Consider the following 24,058-nt stretch of genomic DNA (forward strand, 5'->3'; position numbering starts at 1 on the left):
GACGCGCTGCCGCCGTAATTAAAGAGGAAACATCATGAACTACCGCAAATTGGGCCGTACAGGATTAAAAGTGTCGGCGCTCTGCCTGGGAACCATGCAATGGGGCTGGACGGCGAATGAACAGACAGCATTTGCCGTTATGGATGCCTTCGTAGAGCATGGAGGCAACTTCCTGGACACGGCGGATTATTACTCGCGCTGGATACCCGGACATAAGGGCGGTGAATCCGAGGAAATTATCGGCCATTGGATGCAATCGCGGCGCAATCGAGAGAGCATTATCGTGGCAACAAAGGTGCGCCAGCCAATGGGACCAGGCCCCAACGACCAGGGCCTTTCCCGCAAGCATATTTTGGAGGCGGTCGAAGCATCGCTGATGCGCCTGCAAACCGATTATATCGACCTCTACCAGATGCACGCCTACGATGCTGACACGCCCATTGACGAAACGCTGCAGGCGCTTGATGACCTGCGGCGAGCAGGCAAAGTGCGCTATGTTGGTGCTTCGAACTACCCGGCGTGGCGGCTCGTAGAAGCCCTCTGGAGCGCCGGTGTCCATGCTACCGTGCGCTTTGACTCGCTCGAACCTCATTACAACCTCGTTCATCGCCAGGAGTTCGAGCAAGACCTCAAAACCATCTGCGAGCGGTACCAGATCGGCGTTATCCCCTACAGTCCCCTGGCCAGGGGCTTCCTCACTGGCAAGTACAGGCGCGGCGAGACTACCGCAAGCACATATGCTGAGACCGTCGCGAAACGCTATGACCACGATAGCGCCTGGCGCATCCTGGAAGTTGTGAGGGAAATCGCACAAGAGACAAATAGCACTCCTGCTGCCGTCTCACTGGCCTGGCTGCTGGCACAATCCGTCGTTACCGCGCCCATTGTAGGAGCAAATTCCGTGGAACAGCTGGAACAAAACCTGGCAGCAGTCGAGCTAACGCTTACGGAGGAGCAATTGTTGCGGCTCGATAAGGTATCGAGCTTGTAGGGACAGCGGCTGGCCGCTGTCCCTACAAGCTCTTCTCACCTGGTTGTGAAAAACCGTCATTATTTTCTGCCACGCCGGGTAATCTCATGCATCTCTTCGATGCTTTGACAATGCATAAGTTCGTGGCCGAGACCAGCCTTGATCCAGGCAGAGATAGCCTGGGCATGCCGTGTATCGTTCCTGGTTCCATTTGGTTGCGGACCGCGTAAAAGGAAAGGCAGGTAGAGCCGCCTCAACCTCACTCCACCAGTACCGGTCACTATGCTCAACATAGCTTACTTCTTTTTATACAGCGTGGCAAGAATCATCAGCCTATCACCTCTTGACATCGTGGTATATACCATGGTATTCTTTGAGCGAATCTACCACCGTAAATACCATCGTAATATCGAAGAGAGACAGGAGTAAGCTATGCCATCCAGTAAAGACCGCCAGCGCGTCGAAATTCCGCTTTATTTCTATGAGCAACTGGTGAAGATCGCTGAGACGGAGGATCGCACAATCACCAGTGTCCTCAACCAGCTGCTATTTCAAGCGTTGCAGGACTACCGGCCGACGTGGATACCCGCTAAACATCTCAACCGCTTCAATGGGCATGCCCAGCATGTCCTCTCGCTCGCCCGCGAGGAGGCCCTGTCTTTCAATCACAACTATATCGGGACGGAGCACCTGTTATCAGGCCTGTTGCGCGAGCAAGGGAGCCTTGCAGCCCTGGCGCTGGAAAAATTGGGTGTCACTCTTGATTCCGTGCGTGCAGCTGTTGAAGAGAAAATTGGGCGTGGAGACCAGCCTGTTGAGGAAGAGATAGACTACGTGCCCCGAGCTCGCAAGGTACTCGCACTGGCGATGGACGAAGCAGAGCGGCAGGGAAGTGGCTATGTCCGTACCGAGCATATCCTGCTCGGAATTGTGCGCGATGGCGGCGGTGTCGGCGCGGATATTCTCGATACGCTTGGGGTTTTGGGAAAGGTACGCGCCCAGGTTTTCGAGCTGCTCGGCTAGCACTTCGAAAATGAGGCAGCTTGTAGGGACAGGTTCCTATCCCCCGATTTGGTCGTCAACATTCATCAGGAGAAACAGCCATGCGTGATTCCAGTGAAGTTTGGACCGGCAAAGCCAGCAGCTACGACCGGGCGCGCCCGGCACCGCCACCAGTTTTGCTCAATCTGCTGACGCAATTGATTCAGGCACCGCATCCCGCTCTGGTGGTGGATTTAGGCAGTGGTACCGGACTCTCTACCGCGATCTGGGGTGAGCGGGCCGGGCGGGTGATTGGGATCGAACCCAATGCCGGCATGCGAAAAGAGGCGCAGCGCAAACTCGAGGACTATCCCTACGCGGCACGTATCGAGTATCGAGAGGGAGTTGCTCAACAGACCGGCCTGCCTGATGGGTGCGCTGACATTGTCACGGCTGCCCAATCGTTCCACTGGATGGAGCCGGCTGCGACGCTGGCCGAGATTGCTCGAATTCTGCGCCCCGGAGGACTCTTTGCGGCGTATGACTATGATTCACCGCCGGCAATTCATTGGGAGCTTGATCGCCTCGCTCAGGAGGAAAACTTGCGCTTCGTGAAGCTTATCCAGGAGCGCGGACTGGCGCACACTCTCAAAATCTGGCCGGAGAACAAATCTCTTGCCCCTCTACGCGAGTGCGGCCATTTTCGCTTCACCCGCGAGGTCTTGCTACATTCTATCGAGCAGGGAGACGCGGCGCGGTTTCTTGAGATGATGCAGAGCAGTGCGTTCAGCGGCCAGTTCCAGTTTTCCGAACAAGAAATCGGTTTTGATCGCCTCAGACAGGCCGCCCTCGAATATATCGGCTCCGAACCCATTCCCTGGTATTGGAGCTACCGGGTTCGGATTGGGATCAAGTAGAATATACTACTGTGAAAACGAAAGGACATAGCGCTTTTTCCTTTGCGCTTGCTTCCCCTGCGTTGCTACGCATCAGGCAATCGCAGCAGAAGCATGCCATCTGTATTGCCGGTTGTAGACATCAGGATCGATTGCAGGCCGTTTTTGGGGCGCAGGGTGATGAGTGCGTCTGGCTCGACACGGAAGCCGGGGGCGGTGAAAGGCAGATATTGCTGCAAGATCGTCGCCAATAGCAGCCGAATCTCCAGTTGCGCAAAAGGCATACCGATGCAGATGCGCGGGCCGCCGCCGAATGGAAAGTACGACCAGGGAACAATTTTCTGTTCGCTGTCCGCGTCCCAGCGTTCGGGCCGGAAGATTTCAGAGTCGCCCCAGATATCTGGCAGGCGATGGATGATCCATTGGCTAAACATGACCATGGTTCCCGCCGGAAAATGTACGCCATCGAGATCAAATGCTTCGATTGCGCGCCTACCAAGTGTCCATGCCGGCGGGTAGAGGCGCATCGATTCGTTCATTACCCACTCGGTATAGGGCAGGTTGGACAAATCATCCACCGTCGGAGCGCGGCCACCAAGGACTGAATGTAACTCGGCCAGCAGTTTTTCGCGCGCGGCCGGATACTGGGAGAGCAGGTGGAATGTCCAGGTCAGCGCATTGGCGGTCGTCTCGTGTCCGGCGGCAAAAAAGGTCAGAATGTGATCGTGTACCTGCGTATCGCTAAGGATACCATCTTCATCATGTGCTGCCAGAAGCATGGAAAGCACGTCGCCGGTATCGCCGCCCTCGGCACGCCGGCGCGCGATCAGGTCATAAATGAACGCGTCCACAGCGCGTTTGGCCGCCATGCGCCTGCCATAGGACGTTATGGGCAGGTCCAGGCGCAGGTGCAAGAAGCCCTCTGCAAGGGTGATGGGATTACTGATCATAGTGGTGAATGCTCGCCCCAGCGTATCCACCTGACCGGCAAGATCGACGTTGAACAGGCATTTGGCGACGATGCGCATGGTGAGTTGCTGCATGGCCCTCGCTACATCGATGCGCTCGTCGGCATGCCAGTCTTGAAGCATCTCCTGCGTGTGCTGCACCATGATTCCGGCATAGCTCTCCACCCGTTTCTTGTGAAAAGCGGGCTGTACCAGGCGTCGCTGCTGCCGATGGGCCTCTCCATCCAGAGTGAGTAGCCCATTCCCAATCAGGTCGCGCAATTCCTCGTTAAACTCGGCGCTGGTAAAGTTGCGTGGATTTTCGGTCAGTACATAACGGACATATTCGGGCCGGTAGAGGATGATAACGGGTATGGGACCGAAATGTACCGTAACCATGTCGCCATAGGTGTGCTGGAGGTGTTGTAAATACTCCAGTTGATGCTGCCGAAAGGCGAGAATATTGCCAAGCAGTGGTAGAGACCTGGGACCTGGAGGTAAGATTGTATGTCCATGGCGCATCGTGTTCATGACACCAGTATATCATAGAAAGGTGGCAACATGATTTATTTCACAGTCGTCACCTTTGGTACGCGCTTGCCGCAGTTCGGGCAGTACGAATCATCCGGCTGCATAAAATTACCGCAGTAGGGGCATTTTTTCAGCAAGTGCTGCCGCGATTCAAGCACCTGCTTGAAATGGACATTTTGACGGTAAAGCCACACGGAGAGGAAAAAGGCGAAGATGGAGAGGAAAATGACCAGGATCAAGAGCGTCACAGCCAGAAAATCCAGCCCGGCAAACACCGACCCGGCTGCGTAAACAATGGCGTCACAAAGCAACATCATGCCAGTATACATGTGTTTCTCCTGGACATATTCCGTAGAAGTCAAGAATGCCTCCCCAAACCATTTTGATTATAGCACAATATATTTACATCGCGCTAGATGTTTTTGATAAAATACTCTACATTATTCTATAAAAACTCTACGTTAATCGTGTCAGGATGTACTTACCCTCGTCGGTTGCCTTCCGGCAAAAACGGCGATCTGCGCGATCCAGGCCGGGTTATGTTGAGCGCGCGAGCCGCAGCTCCGGGGAACGAAAGGGAAGAATCCGCGCCCTGCGAGCAAAATGCGTCCCTACAGAACCTTTTTTTGTTGTGATACGTGTCTACAAGAGATAGGAAGAAAAAAGCTGATAGGGACAGCGCCTGGTGGCTGTCCTCCTCATGAACTCTCTTCCAATGTTGCTGGAATGTATGAATACCGGAATATGTGAAGCGAATGGCAAGATATTCAATCGAAGACGCGGCTAAAAAACTTGGCATTGATACGGAGACGTTAGGGCGCTGGATGGCAAGCGCCAATATGGCAGCCTCTCCAGACCCGGCCAGCCACGAATATGTGCTGGATGAGCAGCAGCTGGATCAGCTCGCGCGTGCGCATGGCTTGCAAAAGGACGCGCTCCCGGCGCAGAATACTCAGCAGGGAACGCCCTATTGGGGACAGCAGGCAGAAGGCATAAGTGGCGTTCCCACCATACATTTACAGCAGAGTGATCAGATACATGCGCCCACGGACGGACGATCACAAGCGTCGCCCCTACAGAACGGGGTGGTGACCGGACAATCCGCTCCGCCCATGTCGCAGGATGCAGTGAACGAGCCAACTTTGAGTATGGATCAGAGGGGACGGGATCGTTCCGGGCAACCAGCGGACGCCCCGGATATCGTGCCAGAAATTCGCCCGATTAAGCTTGAAGCGCCGGTTGTCACCATTGGACGCTTCCCCAATAATATGGTCGTGCTGAACAATCCCCAGGTTTCCGGCTATCACGCACGTATAGAGCAGTTGCCGCGTGGCGGCCATCACATCGTGGATTTGCGCAGCACCAATCACACTTACGTGAACTCGCAACAGGTGCGAGACCAGGTACTGAAACCAGGAGATGAAATCAGCATTGGCGGCTACCAGTTTACCTACACCGGCGATGCGCTTGTGCAGGCGGGTGAGGGATATAGTATCCGCATTGATGCCCTGCACCTCAAGCAGTATGGCGGCTGGCGTGTCACGCTGCTGAACGATATTTCGCTGGATATCCCGCAGCATTCACTGGTGGCCTTAGTAGGTAGTTCAGGGGTAGGCAAGACAACGCTCCTTGACGCGCTAAGCGGCATTCGACCGGCGGCTAAAGGGTTAGTGCTGTATAACGGGCGCGATTATTATCGCAATCTGGCCGCGTTTAATACGCAGATCGGCTACGTGCCGCAGAGCGATATCATTCACAAGGATTTGACGGTGCAGCACGCGCTGTACTATACGGCCAGGATGCGCCTGCCCAGAGATTTTACGCGCAAGCAGATCAAGGAGCGCATTAACGAAGTGCTGGATGAGGTGGAAATGACGCACCGGCGCAGGATGCTGGTGCGCAATCTCTCCGGCGGCGAGCGCAAACGCGTTTCCCTGGCGCTGGAGCTGCTGGCAAACCCCAGTGTCTTCTTTCTAGATGAGCCAACATCGGGTCTCGATCCCGGTCTTGATCTGAAAATGATGCAGTTGTTGCGCAAGCTGGCAGACAAAGGACATACCATCATTCTGGTGACGCACGCGACGACGAATATTAATGTCTGTGATTTCGTCTGCTTCCTGGCCCGTGGTGGTCGCCTGGCGTATTTTGGCCCACCTGCCGAGGCGCTGCCCTATTTTGGCGTGCAGACATACGCCGAGGTGTATAATGCGCTGGACCCAACGGACGATCATAAGGATGCGCCCAAAAAGGCCGAGGAACGCTTTAAGCACTCTCCCTATTACCAGCGCTATATCGCGGACCCCCTGAACCGCGAGATGGAGGCGAATCAAGACCTGGAAGAATTGAACCTGCCGGTCAAGAAGGCGAAGCGCGGCAGCCCCTGGCGGCAGTTTCGCATCCTGACCAGGCGCTACCTGGAATTATTGAAAAATGATGTCGTGAACCTGGCAATTCTGCTGTTGCAGGCGCCCATTATTGGAGTGATCCTGTACTACCTGGCAAGCCCGACGACGTTTACATCAACGAGCGTAGCGACGTGCCCTATACACGCCAACGCCTTGCAGCAGACGGGACCGATTGTATCCTACAGTTGCCAGCGCGTAATCGACTTTCTCAATTCGCCGCAGGGGGCGCAATTCGCCGCGCAGCAAGGGATGTCGAAACAGCAGCTATTGCAGGCCGCCATCGCGCCCAATTCAGGGGCCGATGCGCAGACGCTGCTATTCATCATGGCTTTTGCCGCGGTGATGTTTGGAGTGATTAACGGCGTGCGAGCGATTGTGCGCGAAGTGCCTATTTACCGGCGCGAGCGCATGGTCAATCTTGGCATTGTGCCCTACATGTTCTCGAAAATCGTCGTGCTGGGCATCTTATCGCTGCTACAAAGCGCCGTTCTGGTGTACATCGTGAATCTGAAAGCGCCGTATCACCAGGGCATCATCTTGCCGCCTTTCGCGGAAATATATATCTCGATGGCGCTGACATCATTGGCAGGATTGATGATCGGCCTGCTGCTCTCGGCGCTGGCCCCCAACACTGACCGCGCAATGAGTCTGGTACCGCTCATCCTTATTCCGCAGGTAATCTTCTCAGGCGTGGTATTCAATCTGAACTCGCCCATCCTGCAAGCGGTGGGAGCGCTGTTCGCCGCGCGCTGGGCTATTGCCGGCATGGGATCGACCATTGGCCTGCATGCCGACAAACTGGGAGTCGATAATTTTTCGTACCAGGGCACGCTCTATGTCACGCTCAATCCCGCCGATGCCTTGCCCGGAGCGATTGAACACCTCGCGATTGTCTGGGGCGCCCTGGTCATTATGATCATTGTAATTGCCCTGGCTACCGCGCTCGCGCTGAAAAGCAAGGACGTAAGCCGGTAGGGACAGCGGCTCGTTCCTGTTCTCAGCCCCTGGTGCCTGTCCTTTGCGGATGAGGACAGGCATCCCTGATGATTTTTAACGATCAAAATCGGCAATCCGAGGGGTTCAGGCCATGTCATTCTGAGTGAAATAAGCCGAAGCCCTGAGCAACGAAAGGGAAGAATCTCCGCTCAGCATGACATGGCCTGAACCTCTTGTTTTTCTCTTAATAGAAAAGTACCGGCAAGACCTTGCGCTTTTGACGACGCCTGACCCAATCTGCTATAGTTGCCATGGGGGACACATTTTGATGTATCCATGGCTTCAACCACTATTTTTGCTTCAGGAGGGTGTCATGTCTACGCGGCTTCACGTGATATCACATACGATAGCGAAAGTGCTATTGTCAACACTTCTCTTCACGGGTTTATGTACTACCGGCTTCTTCGTCGCTCCTGCTGCCTATGCCGTCGGGCGGCATTCGGCACAAACGCAGGCCCCGGCCCACAAAGGCAGATTTCTCGTACTGGGCGGTGGCGCGCTATCCAATTTTAATGATCCTGTTTATAGCGAAGTTGTGAGCCTGGCCGGTGGAAAGGGCGTCGCAAGGATAGGCATTATCACTGCCGCCTCGTTTACGCCGCGCAAGGATGGGCAATTCTACGTAGACCTGTTTTTGAAACATTATGGGGTTGCCGATGCCGAATGGATACCCATTGATCGCGCGCACCTCAATAATACAAAATCTCCCAAAGTGATTGCCCAGATCAACAGCATGACCGGCTTCTTTTTCGGGGGCGGAGATCAATCCCGGCTGGTCTTTTGTATGTTTTACAATGGTACACCAGCTCCTGGCAATCATCCCAGGCCATCGCCCGCACTGAAGGCCATCATCGCAAAATATGATGCTGGAGCGGTTGTTGGTGGCACGAGCGCGGGAACCGACGCTCTGGTGAAGGATCCCATGATTACTGGCGGCGAGAGTTACGAGGCCATTCGCAACGGCGCATTTCCTTACATACAGGAAGATCACCTGAACGATCTCTCGTATGATCCCGCCGGCGGCTTCGGCATGTTTACCTATGGACTGCTCGATACCCATTTTACCGAGCGCGGACGCCAGGGACGCCTCATTCGCCTGGCGGCAGATACCCACACGCCGATGGGTTATGGCATTGACCAGGATACAGGCCTGCTGATTACGAATGCTGATAGCCCTCAGGCGCAAATGCAGGTCATTGGACAACACGGCGTCTATATCCTGGACCTCTCGAAAGCGACAATAGATAAGAAAGGTCCGTTCTGGTCTATCTTCAACGTCAAAGTGACCTACCTCACCGTCGGCGATTCATTCGATCCCAACACGAAAACGGTCACAATCGCGAATTGGAAAACCCCGCTGGCAGGTCACGAACAGCATAATCATCCGCGACCCCCAACGCATGATATCTTCAGCAGCTTCCGCGATCATGGTGGTAAAAACGGCCAGGGAGTGCCCAATGCCTTCACCGTCTTTTCAACCAATCTTTTCGATAGTCGCGCCGCCACCACCTATGGCCTGACATACGAGGACCACCCCACCTTCGAGGTGCAAATGATCAAATTGAAGGACGCGTCCGGCTACATCGGAGCATTCCAGGGCATGCAATACATCTCATACATCAAGCTGACCGTAAACATTTTTACGTATCGCCAGTAGGGGCGGGGGTGGTGATGTGGTGTGGAGTGGGAGCTTGCTCTGCCCCGGGGCCGATGAAGAAATTTCACGATCAAAACCGGCTGTCGAAGTGGTGTTAGCCGTGTCATTCTGAGCGCAAGAAGCCGAAGCCCTGAGCAACGAAGGGGAAGAATCTCAAGTGGTTCGCGGATTCTTCCCCTTCGCTCAGAATGACAGGCCCCGGTGCTGGAGCCAGGTAAACAACCTCTCCATCCCCCCATGCAAGAACATGGCGGTTGTATCTCACTGCTGCGGGTAGTTAGACGGGGGATTGCCATAGGGAGGATAGCCGCCCTGCTGGTTTCCATACTGCGGAGAACTGCCTTGCTGGTAACCCTGTTGCGGATAGCCATCCTGCTGGGGATAGCTTCCTTGTTGTGGATAGCCCTGCTGGGGGTAGCCCTGTTGCGGGTAGCCAGACGGCGCATACCCTGCCGCCGCAACCTGCGGGGTTGCCGGTGTTGTCGGCCCGGCAAAGATGTAGACCAGCATCGTAATGCCCGATAGCAATAGCAGGCAAATGAACCAGCCCCAACGACCGAGTTGAGCAGTCTTCACCAGCGCCCCAATCCAGGCAACCAGGTTAATGATACCGGCGACAACAAACAAGAAGATCGATATTCCAAAGAGGGCAGGATTACCAATCGACGCCTGTGTATATCCACTTGCATCGGTGTACGTCTGAGAGCCTGCAAGGCCGGCGAAGAGCAGTATGATGGCCACGATGGTTACTGCCAGGCCAATCAGGTAGAGATTGCGACTGAGCGCTTTGCTCATGATGTACCTCCTTCGAGAGAAAAACAAGTAAGCCCAACTTTTGATCCGTTTGTGCTTATCTTTTTGACCACATATCTTCTTAACGCTCCATTATATCTTTTTTAGAGAGTGAAATATAGGGATGGGATATGGTAAGATCAGAACAAAACGTTTGAAAGGATTCTCTCTCTATGAGACAACAGCCTGTTTCGCATCCCACGCCTGGTGCTATTGCCCTGGTCGGCTCCGGCGAATACCTCGACGCGATGAACACGACCGATCTCTATCTTATGGAAACCGTGGGCGGAGTTCGCAATGCGCGGGTGGCATTGCTACCCACGGCCAGCGGCCTGGAAGAAAATGGGCCTGCCTACTGGAATGACCTGGGGCTGCGCCATTTCAAGCAGTTGGGCGTGCAGGATGTGCGACCTACGGCTATCATTGACCCTGCCAGCGCCAGGGACCCGCGACAACTGGCCTTGCTGGAAGGAGCCAATTTTTATTACTTATCGGGTGGCAATCCGCAGCATACCATTGAGACGCTGCGCGATTCCGCCGCCTGGGAGATCATCACTTCGGCCTATAGCCGAGGCGCGATACTTGCCGGATGCAGCGCAGGAGCAATGACGCTTAGCGCCTATACAATTGCGATACGACAGATGTTCATGGGTGAAAAGCCCGGATGGTTAACATCGCTCGGCGTCGTGCCGCGCCTGGTAGTCTTCCCGCATTTTGATCGTATGGCAAACTTCATCGACGACACAACGTTTCAGGAACTGCTCTCCACGCTCCCTGAGGGGATCATCGCCGTGGGTGTGGACGAAAATACCGCCCTGGTGCGTGTGGAAGCCAATCATACGGGCGACCCAATGGCAGCCGAGCGCTGGCAGGTCATGGGATTGCAAACCGTTAAGGTCTTTGTACGGGGAATGGAGCCGCGCATTATACACGTGGGAGAGGAAGTGATGCTGTGATTACAATGAATGCGCAGAAAAAAGAAGAGCAACGGCTGGCGCGATTGTCCGGCGCTCTAGGTGATGCCGTGGTGATTGTCACGGGCGCCAGTTCGGGTATAGGGGCGGCGACGACTAAGGAATTTGCGCGTCATGGCGCTCGGGTGGTGCTGGCTGCGCGGCGCGAAACTGAACTGGCGGCTCAGGTCAGCGCGATTACCGGCGCGGGGAACCGTGCGCTTGCCATCCCCACCGATATTACAGATGAGGCGCAGGTTACGCGCCTCGTCGAGCAGACGATAGAGCAGTTCGGGCGCGTCGATGTGCTGGTTAATAATGCCGGTATTGGGCAGTCGAAGCCGTTTGATAAGCAATCAATCGAATATATTAATCGCGCTCTCGATACGAATCTGCGCGGCGCAATGCTCGCGACACATGCCGTGCTGCCGGGTATGCTGGAACGGCGGCATGGCGCGATAATCTCGGTAGCCTCGGTGGCGGGCCTTATCGCCATTGACCCACTCTATTCGGGCACCAAGTACGGCTTGCGCGGCTTCTCATTATCGCTCCGCAGGCAACTGCGGCGCACCGGCATCTCGGTTTCGCTCGTTTCACCCGGCTACATCAAAACAAATATGAATCGCGGTATGCGCTTTCCCATGCCAGGGCCGGACCTGGTGGCGCGTGCAATTGTTGACCTGGTGGTGCGGCCACGGCGTGAGGTCATCGTACCTGGATACTACAGGCCGCTCGTTGCCATCGCCACTGCCTTACCCTGGCTGGTCGATCTTGCGATACGCTGAGGTATAGAATCCATGACTACCACGATGCATGCATATTCAGAAGCAGATCGGCAGTGCGTCATCGACTTTCGACGCGCATGTATCACCGTCGAAAATAGCAATGATTACCCTACCGTCCTTGACCTGTATGAACTGCTGGATGTCTCGCTGGCCGGCCAGGCGGTGCGAACCACCCTCTGGGAAGATAGCAGCGGGAAGCTCATCGCTTATGCCATAGTCGAGACAGCGATACCTGGAACAAGCAGCGAAAACGCGGCTGCGCAATCTGTTTCTGCTTCAGCAGGCTTCCATATCCGCGCAAGGCCTGGCGGCCATCTCGGCAAATACTGTGTGGGCCGTCGGCTCCTACTACAATACTCGCATACAGCAAACGCGGACCCTGATCGAGCATTGGGACGGCACGAGCTGGAGTATAGTTTCCAGTCCGAACGTGGGAAAAGGTGCCTCTCATGACAATTACCTGGTTGGAGTAGCAGCCGTCTCCGGCAACGCCAGTGACATCTGGTCCGTGGGAAAATACTACAATCCCGGTACCCCGCATGGGTACCATACCCTGGTCGAACACTGGGACGGCAGCAGTTGGAGAGTGGTGAAGAGCCCGGACCCGGGAGGAATGGGAGGCAATCCTATCCTGTATGCAGTAGCGGCAGCCTCTTCGCACAACGTGCAGGGCCGTGGGCTACTACCAGACCGACGTCTTTATGCCAACTGTGACGCTTGCTGAAGCATATTGTTAGCAGGTGGGGTCCTGGTTCCTTTGACGCCGGGATAGGCAGTTTCTAGAAGAGGCTCAGTTGGGCTAGTGGCTTTCGTCCACTCAAGAGGATATAGGGAGATGCTTGCTGGGGCGCACGAATGCCAAGTTTCCCTAAGTCAGTAAGAGAGGTCAGCTTGCCCTGGCGACGCGCTTTGAGAATGGCATCGGCTCCAACGGGGCCAATTCCTGGGATGCGCAGGAGTTCGTCCCGTCTTGCCGTCATTAGTTCAACAGGAGCTTCCCGTAGATAGCGTTCTGCCCATGCTCGCTTCGGATCCATATCGAGCTGCATATTCCCATCCGGCAAAAATGGCAAATCTTCCACTTTCCAGCCATAATCGCGCAGCAAAAAGCTGGCCTGGTACAAACGGTGTTCACGCAGGGGATTTGTCGGGGGCAGGTTTTCAAATGGAGTTTGAATCACCGGACTGAAGCCCGAATAATAAGCCCGTGTCACATGATATTGCCGGTACAGGCGGTTGCTGAGCGAGAGCAATTCGTGATCTGTATCGCCGACCGCCCCCACTACAAACTGCGTCACGGTACCGGCCAGCTTTTCGTAAGGATGGGCGCGGCGTATCTGTTCAGCCAGTTGCAGCATACTGAGCAATTCACGCTGAAAATCTTTCTTTGGTGCCAGCGCGTCTAGACGTTCCTGCGTTGGGCCTTCCAGGTTGACCGAAACCCGGTCCGCCAGTTGCATCAAGCGGTACAGTTGATCGTATTCAATCCCTGGCATGACTTTGAGGTGTAAATAGCCCTGGTAATGGTAGCGCTTGCGCACGATCTCTGCCGTATCGATGATCTTATCCTGCGTCGTCACGCTGCCCCGGATGATACCTGATGAGAGGAACATTCCCTCGACCTGCCCCGCGCGTTGCAGTGTATCCAGACCCGCCGCCAGTTCATCCGGCGTGAAGGTAAGACGCTTCGCCTTACTGCGCCCGGCTCGAAAGGGGCAATAATTGCAATTTCTTTCGCAAGCCGTGGTTACCATTGTCTTGAGGATAGGCTTGCTCCCTTTAGGGGTAGACACATTCGTAATGCATTCTGCCAGGCTATGAGACTGGTAAGGCACGCGTTTCTGTTCCGCCTGTGGTTGGTCGCCAGCCGGTTCGTATTCTGTGGCATCGCCCATCAGTGCCAGCTTTGTCAGCGTATCAGGAAGCGTTTGCACTAGCATGGATATAGTATAACGAACTTGTGTTCTATAGTCAATAGGCGGCGCATAAAATTCCAGGCTTGCGTTCTGCGAAATATTTAACATATTGAAACCAGGAAACGAGTACGACCATGTACTCTTTTGATAAGGAATGAAGGTCGTCTGATTGCTCAAACCCTCGACAGTAGGGGCGACCATGGCGGTCACCCTGGAGTTCAATCTTTACGAACACTTCTTCCTTCTCAGCCTTGCATTCGTCACATGCAAGAGTTCTCATAGAACGATGCGCGAACGAGCTGAAAAGCAGGTCATCCATCCTTCTCTTATTAGGAACAACATGAAATGGATATGACCTGACAACATGAAGAAAGGAGGTACATACATGGGTCGTTTTCTTAATGGCGTCTTCATCGGTATAGGAATAGGACTGCTGGTCGCACCGATGAAAGGTGAAGAGATGCGCCGTCTGCTGAGCGCACGCTACCAGGTGTTGCGTCGTAACCTGCCAGACAATGAGCAACTGAAGCAGGTAGGACAACAGGTAGTGGCAACGACGACGCAGACGGCTGGCCAGTTAAAAGGCTACGCGCAGCAGGCGACATCACAGGTCAAGGCCACTGGCAGCAGCTTAGCTGACCTGGCCCAGCAAGCTGCCACCAACGTGAAGCAGACCGGGCAGGATGTTGCCAACGCTACCAAACAGGCCGCGACATCTCTCATGCCAGGCGGGCAGCAGTCTACAACCACTGCTGAGGAAGAGCCTGAAAAAGAGATTGTCTTTATCGACGACATGGCTCTTGATGAGACGCCATAGGCCTGGTTTTGGAACGTTTCATCGAGCTAGAAGGAGGAGAACATGATTACGAATTGGGGCACAGCGATATTTAACGCGTTAAGTAACGCCGTCAACCTCATCCTCACTTTCATCCCCAGGTTGATCGGGTTTCTGGTCATCCTGGTCGTTGGACTGATCATTGCCACATTGGTTAGCAAAGCGTTGACCTTCCTGTTGCGCAAGATCGGTTTTGACCGGCTCTCGGATCGCATTGGTCTGACGCGCTTCGAGCAGCGCATGGGTGTGCGGATGGATGCTGCCGGCATTTTAGGCAAGATCGTGTACTGGTTCATCCTGCTGATCTTCCTGGTTCCTGCGGCGGATGCGCTCGGTCTTCCCACCGTGAGCAACATTTTGAACACCCTGGTGGCCTACATTCCGAATGTCTTTGTGGCCATTTTGGTGCTGTTCCTGGGCAGCCTGGCCGCCACCGTCGTGGCTGACCTGGTACGCGGAACGGTGGCTTCCGCCAACATTGGCAATCCCAACATCCTCGCGGGCATTGCGCGCTGGGCCATCATCGGCTTCGCCGCGCTTATCGCGCTGGAGCAGTTAAAGATTGCCCCGGCCCTCATCAACGAACTGTTTGGTGCCATGGTAGCCGCGCTGGCGATTGCATTTGGCCTGGCCTTTGGACTGGGCGGACAGGATGCAGCCCGCCGCTGGCTCGCGCGCGGTGAAAGCACAGTGAGCAATGCTGCCGAGCAGATCGACCCGCAACAGGTCAAGGAGCAGGCACGTGCTGCCGCGCAGGTGCAGGAAGATCAGATGCGGCCAGGAGTCAGACGCGTTAGCCGGTGAGACGACACCTGGTGGCCTTGCTGCTTGCAGGTTGGAAGCACGAGGCAGGCTTGCCAAAACGTCTTCTGAAAGGAGCATATGCGTGGCAACGACGGAACGTCCCATGGTGCTGGGCGTCTTTCGAGATCGCTCCCTGGCGCAACAGGCCATCGATGAACTCCGACACGCGGGTTTTCGAGACGATGAAATCTCGGTAAATGGGCATGCGGCCAGAGCTGGAGGTCTTATCGACCATCTAGCAAGCGCAATCACCGGGCATGAGGCGGCAAATGGGCAGCTTTCTGCTGAACTGGTAAGCAAGGGCGTGCCCGAAAATGAAGCGGACTACTATCAGCACGAGTTAGAGGCTGGCGCTACCGTGGTCGCGGTCGAGTCCTATGGACACCAACAGCAAGCTCAGAACATCCTGCACCGCTTTGGCGCCTATGACAGCAGTTCTCTCCGCGAGGAGGGTGATCGCGTCATCCCGGTACGCCAGGAGGAACTGCAGGTTCATAAGCAGGCAGTGGTCACCGGTGAGATCATTGTTCGCAAAGAGGTCATCACCGAGGAAAAAACCATCACCGTGCCTGTGACCCGCGAGGAACTGGTCATTGAGCGCCGTCCTGTTCCTGGTCAGCCATCGGATCAACCGGTGTACCAGGGTGAAGAGATGCCTATCGAGGTTCTCAAGGATGGCGGAACGCTCAGGATTGTGCTGCGCGAGGAACAGGTACGCGTTGAAAAGCAGACTGTGGTGAAGGAAGAGGTCTTCATCAGCAAGCGACCGGTCCAGGAGCTTAAACGCGTCCAGGAAACACTGCGACGAGAGGAAGCGCATATCGAGCGGACCGGTCAGGTAAACATGCATGGGAATGATGTGGAGGATGTCTCATAGTAAGGGCGCACCCTTGAGATCGCCCTTTTCTCCTGCCTTTCCCCACATCAGAGCTGAAGGCAGAGGGACTTCACTGTCTCCTGCCTTGCAAACGTAGTGAAACAACGACGAAAAGGAGCATACTGATGACAACAATGAATCGTTCAACCGTGATGGGCGTCTTTGCAGATGACGCTCAGGCACAGCAGGCAATGAATGATCTGCAGCAAGCTGGCTTTAGCTCGGATCAAATACGGTATTCGGTGCGTAGGGGCGGTAGTGGGATCACCGACTCGCTTGAGAATCTGGGCTTACCAGAGCAGGAAGCGACCTTCTATAACCAGGAGTTTGAGGCCGGGCGCACAGTGGTGATGGTCATGACGAATGATCGCCAGCAAGAAGCATATGATATTCTACGCCGCTATGGAGGGTATGACTTTAACGGCCAGGCTGCCCAGGCTGGTGGGTATGCTTCCACTCCAGCGAGTACGCAGACGGCGGACTACACTTCCACTGCAACAGGGACAGAGGTAGAGGATGCGCAGCGGCTCAAACTGCGTGAGGAGCAACTGCAGGTCCAGAAACAGCCGGTGGAAACCGGTGAGGTACGCCTGCGCAAAGACGTGGTGGAGGAGCAAAAGAGCATCGATGTGCCCGTTACCCACGAGGAAGTCTACATCGAGCGGCGACCCGGCTCTGGGCAGCCCTCTGATGCGCCGATTGGCGAGAGTGAGACCTATCGCATTCCGGTCCGTGAGGAACAGGTGACGACTTCCAAGCAGACCGTCGAGACGGGCGAGGTTGCTATTGGCAAGCAACCAGTCCAGGAGACACAGACGGTCTCTGATACAGTCCGCCGCGAAGAGGCACACATCGAGCAGGAGGGCGATGTCGATGTGCAGGGCACAGATGGGGAGTCCATCTCAGGCTAACTCTCCCAAGTAGGAGAAACCTCTGGGGAAGGCTTAGTGGCCTCTCGCCTCTTCTGCTGTACAGAACAGGGAAGGATAAATTGCATCCTTCCCTGTCCATTATCGCGCTATTTCAAGCGTGACTGCCTTCGCCAGCACATCTTCACCACTCATCTCCGTAGCTGGTAGTAGCCTCTCCAACCTGTCATGAATCATTCTCCATATCCATATCCTCTATCAAGTGTGGCGCTTTCTTTCAAGCGGTGATTACGTTCCTATTGCCCCTCGCCGCTGCCATCTCCAGACCGGTCCGCACCAGCGTCACAATAGCAGGCGATACAGAGGACATATCGAGTGACTTTTTCAAAAAAAAGCCGTCTAATCGGAATATCCTACCCTTTCCACAAGAAGAATGAGTCATGGAAAAAGATAGGAGACACAGGTGGCCCTAAGCAAAGGAGAGTACCTGTTCAGCATGAGTTGTATTGACATTGACTATCAATGGTCGGAGATGAAAAGGATGGTTATGGTTCCCCAGAAGTCTAACACTGTGACATCACGCCAGGTTGAGGTGCTGGTAGTGGTGTCACGTTCTACCTCCTGTTCTATAGGAATGATTGCATCTGCCTTTGGTGTGAGTTATGCTGCCGCATCAAAAATGATTAATCGCCTGGAAGAGAAAGGCTTAGTGACCCGTTCTCTTCATGAGATGGATAGACGCTCTACCGTTATACGGATTACAGGGAAAGGTACTCAGATCTTGCGCCTTTTTGATGTCCGTATCGATAAGGAAAAAAGTGAGTAGAAAAGATATATTATGGAACAGAAACAGAACATTCTGACATCAGCTCAGCAAACGTATCTTCCTGCCATACGCGATGCTTCTCCAGTATTTGAGCATTCGCTGCGCAGGATTCCTATCGTTGCGATAGACGCACCTGACATTGTATGCGGAGTAGCATACCGCATAGGAAGCACAGGAAAGAGCGGCAACGATCTGGCAATGTACCGCTTGAAGCTGAAGACGAGTTTTAGTAGCTTGAAGACAGCAACCCTTCCTGGCTTCTTCGTCATCGAGAATGGTATTTTTGTCGAGTTATGAAAGGTGTTTCCGGGGGGGCAGGTAGGGGCGTACCCTTGAGGTCGCCCGCCTGCCGCCCGTCTAGACAAGCCATATAACTAAGCGTATAATACTCCCGGTCATGGTTGCTCGTAAGCTCAGGCGTGTCGTGTCATTTCTGTCTCATTGTAAGGAAGTAGTTCACAGTATGGCGGCACTCACGGATGAAGACCTGGTAGCGCGTTGCAAATCTGAGTTGCCTCGGAATACTCGCAGTTATGAGATCCTGGTGCAACGGCATATGAACCGCGTCTATAGCCAGATTTACCAACTGGTTTCTAACAAGGAAGAGGCCGAGGACATCACTCAGGAAGTCTTCGTCAAGGTCTACCATGGCTTGCACAAATTCGAACAGCAGGCATCGTTTTCAAGCTGGTTGTACCGCATTACCGCCAACACCACCATAGATGCGCTCGATAAAATCAAGCGTCGTCCTAAAACTATCCGTCCTGGAAATAACCGCAATGGGAGCGAACATGACGAAGATAATGACCCCCTGGCATCTCAAGCCACGCCCATAGCAGGTCCTGAGGAGAGCGTCATGCGGGCGGAACTCAGAGAATGCATCAGGAATGTGCTTCAAAAGCTTGATCGTGACCAGGCGCGTCTCCTGGTGATGCGTGATCTCAATGATGTCAGCTATGATGAGATTGCAAAAGCGCTTCAGGCAAGCCTGAGCGCCGTCAAGATGCGCATTCACCGCGCGCGCCTGGCCTTCCAGGAAGCTTTCAACCAGCTCTGCGGCAGATATCTGAATTTCACCGTTCCCTCTCGCCTTAGTCCTAAGGAAAAAGCCAGATAAAAAGGAGTGAAACCATGAACTGTGAAGAGTTAACTCAGTTATTACCGGATTTAGTTGACGGTACGCTTCCAGACGATCTGCGGGCCGAGGCCGAAGCCGCTCTATCTCAATGCCCAGACTGCCAGCGCGAGCTAGAAGCTGCTCGCCAGATTCGAACGTTATTTGCCGCGCTTCAAGCTGAAAATGTTCAACTTCATGTACCGGCCGGGTTTGAGGTCAGGCTACTGGCGCGCATCCACAGGCAACACAGCGGATTAGAATTGCTGGATTTGTCATCAAAAACCTTTGCCATGTGGGTGATAGAACTCATCAATCTGATAGGCGGTCTCGTTGCCCCGCCTTCTGTGCCAGGAGCAACCCGCTCTCAGGCGACTGGAGCCTGAGAGCGCAATTATTTCCAAATTTGGAAAGGGGAAGGACCTGCAATGGATTTTCAGCCACTTGTCAACTCACTTACCCAAACCTTTCTCGAAATCATTAATTTTATTCCACGCCTCATTAATGGCTTAATTATTCTCATTATTGGCTACCTGATAAGCTGGCTGGTGCGCTGGATTGTACGCTTTATCCTCCGGCACATCGGCTTTGAGCAAGTAGCCGAACGTACTGGCATCCACAACACGATGAGAGGAATGCGAGTAAACACAGGCTTGCCCGAAATAATAGCTCAAATCGTCTTCTATTTCCTGCTGCTGAGTTTTGCGGCATCGGCGCTACGCTTGATGGCGTTTACCGCGGTGGCCGACTTGCTGGACAATGTACTTAGCTTCTTACCGAGGGCCATCGGCGCAGCCCTGCTGATCATTTTTGGCTCAATGCTTGCGCGCTTCCTGGGCAATACCATCATGACCATAGCTGATAATGTGAATATCACATATGGCAGAGTGCTGGGCAGAATTATCGAATATATGGTGGTGGCATTTGTGATCGTGCTGGCAGTTTCAACGCTCGGAGTAGATACCACCATTCTCACCACCAGCCTCACCATCATCATCGCCTCAGCGGGCCTGGCAGTGGCTCTCACCTTTGCATTGGGATCGCGCGAGTCAGCTCGCAACGTCATAGCCGGTTATTATGTAAGGCAAAACTTTCAACCCGGCCAGCAGCTTACACTCGGTGATTATAGCGGTACGGTTCGCACGACTTCTGGCGCCTACACAGTCCTTGAGGTAACTGGCGAAGAGGGCCAGCTCAGAACAATTTCGCTGCCCAACTCTCTACTGCTGCAAAGTGCGGTTGCGGGCCAGGAAACCAGTTCTGAGGCCACGAACCAGGCGAATGACAAAACTGAGGGGTCAGATAATCCAACTGAGTAGGGCGGGAGGGAATCGAACCCTCACGGACTCACCGTCCCGGAGATTTTAAGTTCTACCTTCAGCGCGGCGGTGAGGTCTTTAAGCTCTCGCGTGAGATGGGACATAGCACGGTACAGGTAACAGAAATCTATCTCAAAGATTATCGTAGTTCTGAAGCCCGGCGTGAACACACGTCATATTCTCCTATTGCTGAGATTGACTCGGTGGGGAAGAAGAGGAGGAAAAAAGAGCAATAGTGATTCCCGTTTACATGCGTTCTACATCCGCTACCTGTCCGATAATTTCATCAGACTTTTCCAATATCGGACATCAATTAACGGGCACGAAAAGTTCTAAAACGTAAAATATGTACAAAAAGAGAGGATATCGGACAAGATATCGGACAAGGTATCGGACAGGTGGCGATAAGGCGGGAGAAGGCTGTTTGAAGTTACTTGTTTCTGCTACAATGAAGCTGTTCAAGGACACCGGGTTTTATGCTGTGGAGGTCGCAATGGCAAGGTTAAATGAAATAGCTCTCAGGCGTTTGATTAAAGGTGGTGAGACCGCTACCGTTGAGTTCAAAGTAGCGGTTCCCAGACCTGTCGAGATGGCTGAAAGATTGTGTGGTATGGCTAATGCCCAGGGCGGAATGATTATTATTGGAGTTGAGGATGCAGAGCGTAAAGTAGTGGGTGTCCCTGAAGAGCGCATGGCACTGACAAAGGATGTGATAGTAAGAGCTACTCGCCAGATCATTAAGCCTGCGCTGGTACTTGATCCCCCTGAGCCTGAAATTTATGAAATAGATGGAAAGCAGTTAGTAGTTGCCACAGTGCCCTCAAATAATGGATCTATCTATCAGTCAGGCGGAGTTTGTTGGGTGAGGCTTAGTACACATACTGTGCCATTAAGCGTGTCCGAATTAATCGAAATGGCCAATGACCGTGCGCTTATCCATTGGGAATTGCTGCCGGCTCGCAATGCTGTCATGGAAGATATTGATTTAGAGAAAGTAGAAGTTTATTTACGACGGCGTTCGATGGGAGGCCGACAAACTGGTCGTTTTGAGGATATAGAGCAGGTATTGATCGGCATGGAGTGCGCTGTTGTCGTCGATGGAAAAGTAGTTCCTACGAACGCTGGCATATTGTTCTTCGGGCATGAGCCACAAATGCGAATAATGCAAAGCGAGATAGATTGTGTTTTATTCCGTGGAGCAATGGGGGCGAGCCGCTATACTGATAAGAAAGTCATCATGGGAACGGTGCAGGAATTAATAGATGGCGCAGAGACTTTCCTGCGGAGCTATATGCCAGTGGAGGGAAAGGTAGAGGGATGGAAGAGGGTTGATATACCGGAGTATCCAGTCGAGGCACTGCGAGAGGCGCTTGTAAACGCGGTCATACATCGCGATTATAGCCGGTACGGAGAAAGCATACGCGTGTTTTATTATGCCGACCGCATTGAAATACACAGTCCAGGTATGCTTCTTCCGGGGGTCACGGTTGAACAGATGGCAAAGGGGGAGGTGCAATCGAGGCTGCGCAATCCTGTGTTAGCGAATTTGCTGAGGGATGTTCCGGGTTATATGGAGCGCATTGGAAGTGGCATTCGATTTATGTTGGACGAGACCAGACGTGTGGGGCTTCCCGCCCCTCAGTTTCGGGAAATGAGCGAGTTTATCGTTACTTTTCGCAGTGCTGCTATCTCACCTGGCTTGAGGACGCGAGAGCTGCGTATGAGCGAAACTTTGTGGGATGATGAACAGTTGCCGCCTTTGCCCACCTCGGCTGAGGAGCTTTCTGACCAGGAGCGAAGGCTAGCAAAAGCGATAGTGTATGTTCATGAACATGGCTTCATCACGAATGGTTTGTATAGAGAAATAACGGGTACGACAGAAAAAAGGGCTTTTCGTGATTTGGAAGTGCTAGTCGAGCGTGGAAGATTAAAGCGTATGGGCTCAAAACGGGGGAGGCGGTACGAACTACCATAGGGAACATCGATAGGGATGGTTCCGGTGGTTAGGGCAGTACAGGAGAGGAGTAGGATGAAGGAAGAGCAATAGCAACTTCCCAGTAAAAAAGATGAACAATAGCCCTCCACAGCGGAGATTGATGCGTCTCCGTTGCGGAGGGCTATTGTCTCCATAACGGAGACTTTATAAAAATGCACAAAAAACAGTCCCCGTTGTGGAAACTGTTCTTTGTGAATCGGCTCTAGAAGGGCTTCTAGCCTGAGTAGGGCGGGAGGGAATCGAACCCTCACGGACTCACCGTCCCGGAGATTTTAAGTCTCCTGCGTCTACCATTTCGCCACCGCCCCTCGCTTGCCTGTCATTGTACCCACTCATGTCATTCTGAGTGAGTGAGCCGAAGCCCTGAGCGCAGCGAACGGGGAAGAATCTACGCGCCATGATAGTATCATGCTCCGCGAAATTCGTCAATCGTCTTCTTCCGCTTACTCCGACTTGAGCGGCAATTGCAACAGTTCATCCTCTAACCGTTGCCACACGATGCGTTCGGCATCCATCACATTGATGGACCGACCGGCTTTATAGGACTCCAGCATCACCTCTGAGATGCGCTGCCGCAACTGGGCAATATATGCTTGCTGTTCTTCTAGCGAAGGCATGGGCAGCAGTTCAATATCCTCTGGCGCGTAGAATTCGTCTGCTTCAAAAGCCAGCACCAGCAGGTCTGCATAGTTCTGGATAAGCTGCAGGCGAAAGGGCAGGAAATAGTGCGGCTGTGTGCTTGAGACAAGCAAACAACCGGCTAGACGCCCTTGAAATATAATCGGGCACGCAGCCGCACTTTCCTCAAATTCAGTCCATCTTTCGGTGAACTGAATCTGGCTCTCGTTGCGATCCTGGATCGTCATCAGGCGCTGCGAGGTCAGCGCGTATCCTGCCAGCGACTCTATCCCCAGGAACAGGGAGCGTTGCTCGATATTTGTGTTCCAGGGCCTGGTGCCGCGCCCTGTTCGTTCGCGCAAGCTCCGTACTTTACTGCCATGAGCCGGCGGCATGCATTGCGCTATCGTGATCTCCATACCCAGCAGATTGGAGTCGAGTTGTCCAAGTGCCTGCTGTAAAATAAGGTTGCTGATCGACCAGAAGCGCTGTTGCTTCACGGTTGTCGCGTGCGCCCGTAATACGCTTGTATAGAATGCCGAGGGAATCTCCTGCAGGGACTTCTCGTCTAGGGGGTCTTGTATCAGGCGCGCCATATCTGGAAATTCTACTATCAACAAATTTGTCATCGACTCGCGATATTTTGCAGGAATAGCCCGCAGGAGCTGCTGCAGATTCTGCACGCGTGGCTTCGTCTCATTGTTCGCCCAGCGAATTAAAGTCATCGGGTTCATACCCAATTCGTTCGCAATGCGTTGCCGTTCCTGGCTATCTGAAATAATGGTTCCCAGCAATGCACGCCATGTTTGCGTTTCTTGCATATAAATTCACTCTTTGCCCTAATAACCCCTGGTTGCTCCTGTTGGGGATAATGATAGCAGAAAAGGCAGCATCTCGCAAGGGGAAGCGGTTCTCTTTCCGTCTCATGGATATTGACGGATGATAAGGACAGGAGCATAATACATAGCAGA

At 53.7% G+C, this 24,058-nt stretch carries 24 protein-coding genes and 1 tRNA gene; 18 read left to right on the forward strand and 7 right to left on the reverse strand.

Going from position 1 to position 24,058, the window contains the following annotated elements; genetic code table 11:
* Positions 1-34 precede the first annotated feature (34 nt).
* A complete protein-coding gene (locus VFA09_14505; GenBank protein HZU68485.1) occupies positions 35-991 on the forward strand; it encodes an aldo/keto reductase in 957 nt (318 codons plus the stop codon).
* 59 nt (positions 992-1,050) lie between these two features.
* Here VFA09_14505 and VFA09_14510 read toward each other — a convergent pair whose 3' ends face one another.
* Complete coding sequence (locus tag VFA09_14510; GenBank protein HZU68486.1) at positions 1,051-1,263, reverse strand: hypothetical protein; 213 nt, start codon at positions 1,261-1,263, stop codon at positions 1,051-1,053.
* Between the two features lie 139 nt (positions 1,264-1,402).
* Between VFA09_14510 and VFA09_14515 the strand changes: the two genes are divergently transcribed.
* Positions 1,403-1,993: a Clp protease N-terminal domain-containing protein gene (locus tag VFA09_14515; protein ID HZU68487.1), complete on the forward strand. Its 591-nt coding sequence runs from the start codon at positions 1,403-1,405 to the stop codon at positions 1,991-1,993.
* Between the two features lie 80 nt (positions 1,994-2,073).
* Positions 2,074-2,868 (forward strand): class I SAM-dependent methyltransferase, encoded by a 795-nt coding sequence (locus tag VFA09_14520; protein ID HZU68488.1) that lies wholly within the window; start codon positions 2,074-2,076, stop codon positions 2,866-2,868.
* A 65-nt stretch (positions 2,869-2,933) separates the two neighbouring features.
* On the opposite strand, the gene VFA09_14525 is transcribed toward VFA09_14520, so the two are convergent.
* Complete coding sequence (locus VFA09_14525) at positions 2,934-4,325, reverse strand: cytochrome P450 (protein HZU68489.1); 1,392 nt, start codon at positions 4,323-4,325, stop codon at positions 2,934-2,936.
* Positions 4,326-4,360: 35 nt separating this feature from the next.
* Positions 4,361-4,654: a zinc ribbon domain-containing protein gene (locus VFA09_14530; GenBank protein HZU68490.1), complete on the reverse strand. Its 294-nt coding sequence runs from the start codon at positions 4,652-4,654 to the stop codon at positions 4,361-4,363.
* Positions 4,655-5,080: 426 nt separating this feature from the next.
* Between VFA09_14530 and VFA09_14535 the strand changes: the two genes are divergently transcribed.
* On the forward strand, positions 5,081-7,705 hold the full coding sequence (locus VFA09_14535) for an ATP-binding cassette domain-containing protein (protein ID HZU68491.1): 2,625 nt from the start codon (positions 5,081-5,083) through the stop codon (positions 7,703-7,705).
* A 334-nt stretch (positions 7,706-8,039) separates the two neighbouring features.
* On the forward strand, positions 8,040-9,383 hold the full coding sequence (locus tag VFA09_14540; GenBank protein HZU68492.1) for a cyanophycinase: 1,344 nt from the start codon (positions 8,040-8,042) through the stop codon (positions 9,381-9,383).
* A gap of 261 nt (positions 9,384-9,644) precedes the next feature.
* Here the strand turns inward: VFA09_14540 and VFA09_14545 are convergent, their stop codons facing one another.
* Complete coding sequence (locus VFA09_14545) at positions 9,645-10,178, reverse strand: hypothetical protein (GenBank protein ID HZU68493.1); 534 nt, start codon at positions 10,176-10,178, stop codon at positions 9,645-9,647.
* A 170-nt stretch (positions 10,179-10,348) separates the two neighbouring features.
* Here VFA09_14545 and VFA09_14550 point away from each other — a divergent pair, with 170 nt between their 5' ends.
* From VFA09_14550 to VFA09_14560, 3 genes are read left to right on the forward strand one after another with little or no spacing between them, the layout of a single operon-like run.
* Positions 10,349-11,131 (forward strand): Type 1 glutamine amidotransferase-like domain-containing protein, encoded by a 783-nt coding sequence (locus VFA09_14550; GenBank protein HZU68494.1) that lies wholly within the window; start codon positions 10,349-10,351, stop codon positions 11,129-11,131.
* 5 nt (positions 11,132-11,136) lie between these two features.
* Complete coding sequence (locus tag VFA09_14555) at positions 11,137-11,913, forward strand: SDR family NAD(P)-dependent oxidoreductase (protein HZU68495.1); 777 nt, start codon at positions 11,137-11,139, stop codon at positions 11,911-11,913.
* Between the two features lie 12 nt (positions 11,914-11,925).
* A complete protein-coding gene (locus VFA09_14560; GenBank protein ID HZU68496.1) occupies positions 11,926-12,366 on the forward strand; it encodes a hypothetical protein in 441 nt (146 codons plus the stop codon).
* Positions 12,367-12,692: 326 nt separating this feature from the next.
* Here the strand turns inward: VFA09_14560 and VFA09_14565 are convergent, their stop codons facing one another.
* Positions 12,693-14,030, reverse strand: a complete 1,338-nt coding sequence (locus tag VFA09_14565; protein HZU68497.1) for a radical SAM protein — start codon at positions 14,028-14,030, stop codon at positions 12,693-12,695.
* A gap of 184 nt (positions 14,031-14,214) precedes the next feature.
* Here VFA09_14565 and VFA09_14570 point away from each other — a divergent pair, with 184 nt between their 5' ends.
* The 10 genes from VFA09_14570 to VFA09_14615 all read left to right on the forward strand — a co-directional run bounded on the left by VFA09_14570 (position 14,215) and on the right by VFA09_14615 (position 22,448).
* The gene (locus VFA09_14570; protein ID HZU68498.1) at positions 14,215-14,646 is read left to right on the forward strand and encodes a YtxH domain-containing protein; all 432 of its coding nucleotides are present in this window, start codon (positions 14,215-14,217) and stop codon (positions 14,644-14,646) included.
* 42 nt (positions 14,647-14,688) lie between these two features.
* On the forward strand, positions 14,689-15,468 hold the full coding sequence (locus VFA09_14575; GenBank protein ID HZU68499.1) for a hypothetical protein: 780 nt from the start codon (positions 14,689-14,691) through the stop codon (positions 15,466-15,468).
* Between the two features lie 82 nt (positions 15,469-15,550).
* Positions 15,551-16,345, forward strand: coding sequence for a YsnF/AvaK domain-containing protein (locus tag VFA09_14580; protein HZU68500.1), 795 nt, complete (start codon positions 15,551-15,553; stop codon positions 16,343-16,345).
* A gap of 125 nt (positions 16,346-16,470) precedes the next feature.
* Positions 16,471-17,256, forward strand: a complete 786-nt coding sequence (locus tag VFA09_14585) for a YsnF/AvaK domain-containing protein (protein HZU68501.1) — start codon at positions 16,471-16,473, stop codon at positions 17,254-17,256.
* Positions 17,257-17,710: 454 nt separating this feature from the next.
* Entirely contained in the window at positions 17,711-18,040 is a 330-nt protein-coding gene (locus VFA09_14590) for a MarR family transcriptional regulator (protein ID HZU68502.1), read from the forward strand.
* Between the two features lie 12 nt (positions 18,041-18,052).
* A complete protein-coding gene (locus tag VFA09_14595) occupies positions 18,053-18,337 on the forward strand; it encodes a hypothetical protein (protein HZU68503.1) in 285 nt (94 codons plus the stop codon).
* A gap of 166 nt (positions 18,338-18,503) precedes the next feature.
* Positions 18,504-19,157 (forward strand): sigma-70 family RNA polymerase sigma factor, encoded by a 654-nt coding sequence (locus VFA09_14600; GenBank protein HZU68504.1) that lies wholly within the window; start codon positions 18,504-18,506, stop codon positions 19,155-19,157.
* Between the two features lie 14 nt (positions 19,158-19,171).
* Positions 19,172-19,540, forward strand: coding sequence for a zf-HC2 domain-containing protein (locus VFA09_14605; protein HZU68505.1), 369 nt, complete (start codon positions 19,172-19,174; stop codon positions 19,538-19,540).
* Positions 19,541-19,582: 42 nt separating this feature from the next.
* Complete coding sequence (locus VFA09_14610; protein HZU68506.1) at positions 19,583-20,473, forward strand: hypothetical protein; 891 nt, start codon at positions 19,583-19,585, stop codon at positions 20,471-20,473.
* A 424-nt stretch (positions 20,474-20,897) separates the two neighbouring features.
* Positions 20,898-22,448: an ATP-binding protein gene (locus VFA09_14615; GenBank protein ID HZU68507.1), complete on the forward strand. Its 1,551-nt coding sequence runs from the start codon at positions 20,898-20,900 to the stop codon at positions 22,446-22,448.
* Positions 22,449-22,693: 245 nt separating this feature from the next.
* Here the strand turns inward: VFA09_14615 and VFA09_14620 are convergent.
* Together VFA09_14620 and VFA09_14625 are read right to left on the reverse strand one after the other, a co-directional pair.
* Positions 22,694-22,777, reverse strand: a tRNA-Leu gene (locus VFA09_14620).
* A gap of 135 nt (positions 22,778-22,912) precedes the next feature.
* Positions 22,913-23,908 carry a GAF domain-containing protein gene (locus VFA09_14625; protein ID HZU68508.1) on the reverse strand — a complete coding sequence of 332 codons (996 nt, stop codon included), beginning with the start codon at positions 23,906-23,908 and terminating at the stop codon, positions 22,913-22,915.
* Between the last annotated feature and the right edge of the window lie 150 nt (positions 23,909-24,058).

The sequence above is a fragment of the Ktedonobacteraceae bacterium genome (genome assembly GCA_035653615.1).
Taxonomy (GTDB): Bacteria; Chloroflexota; Ktedonobacteria; order Ktedonobacterales; family Ktedonobacteraceae; genus DASRBN01.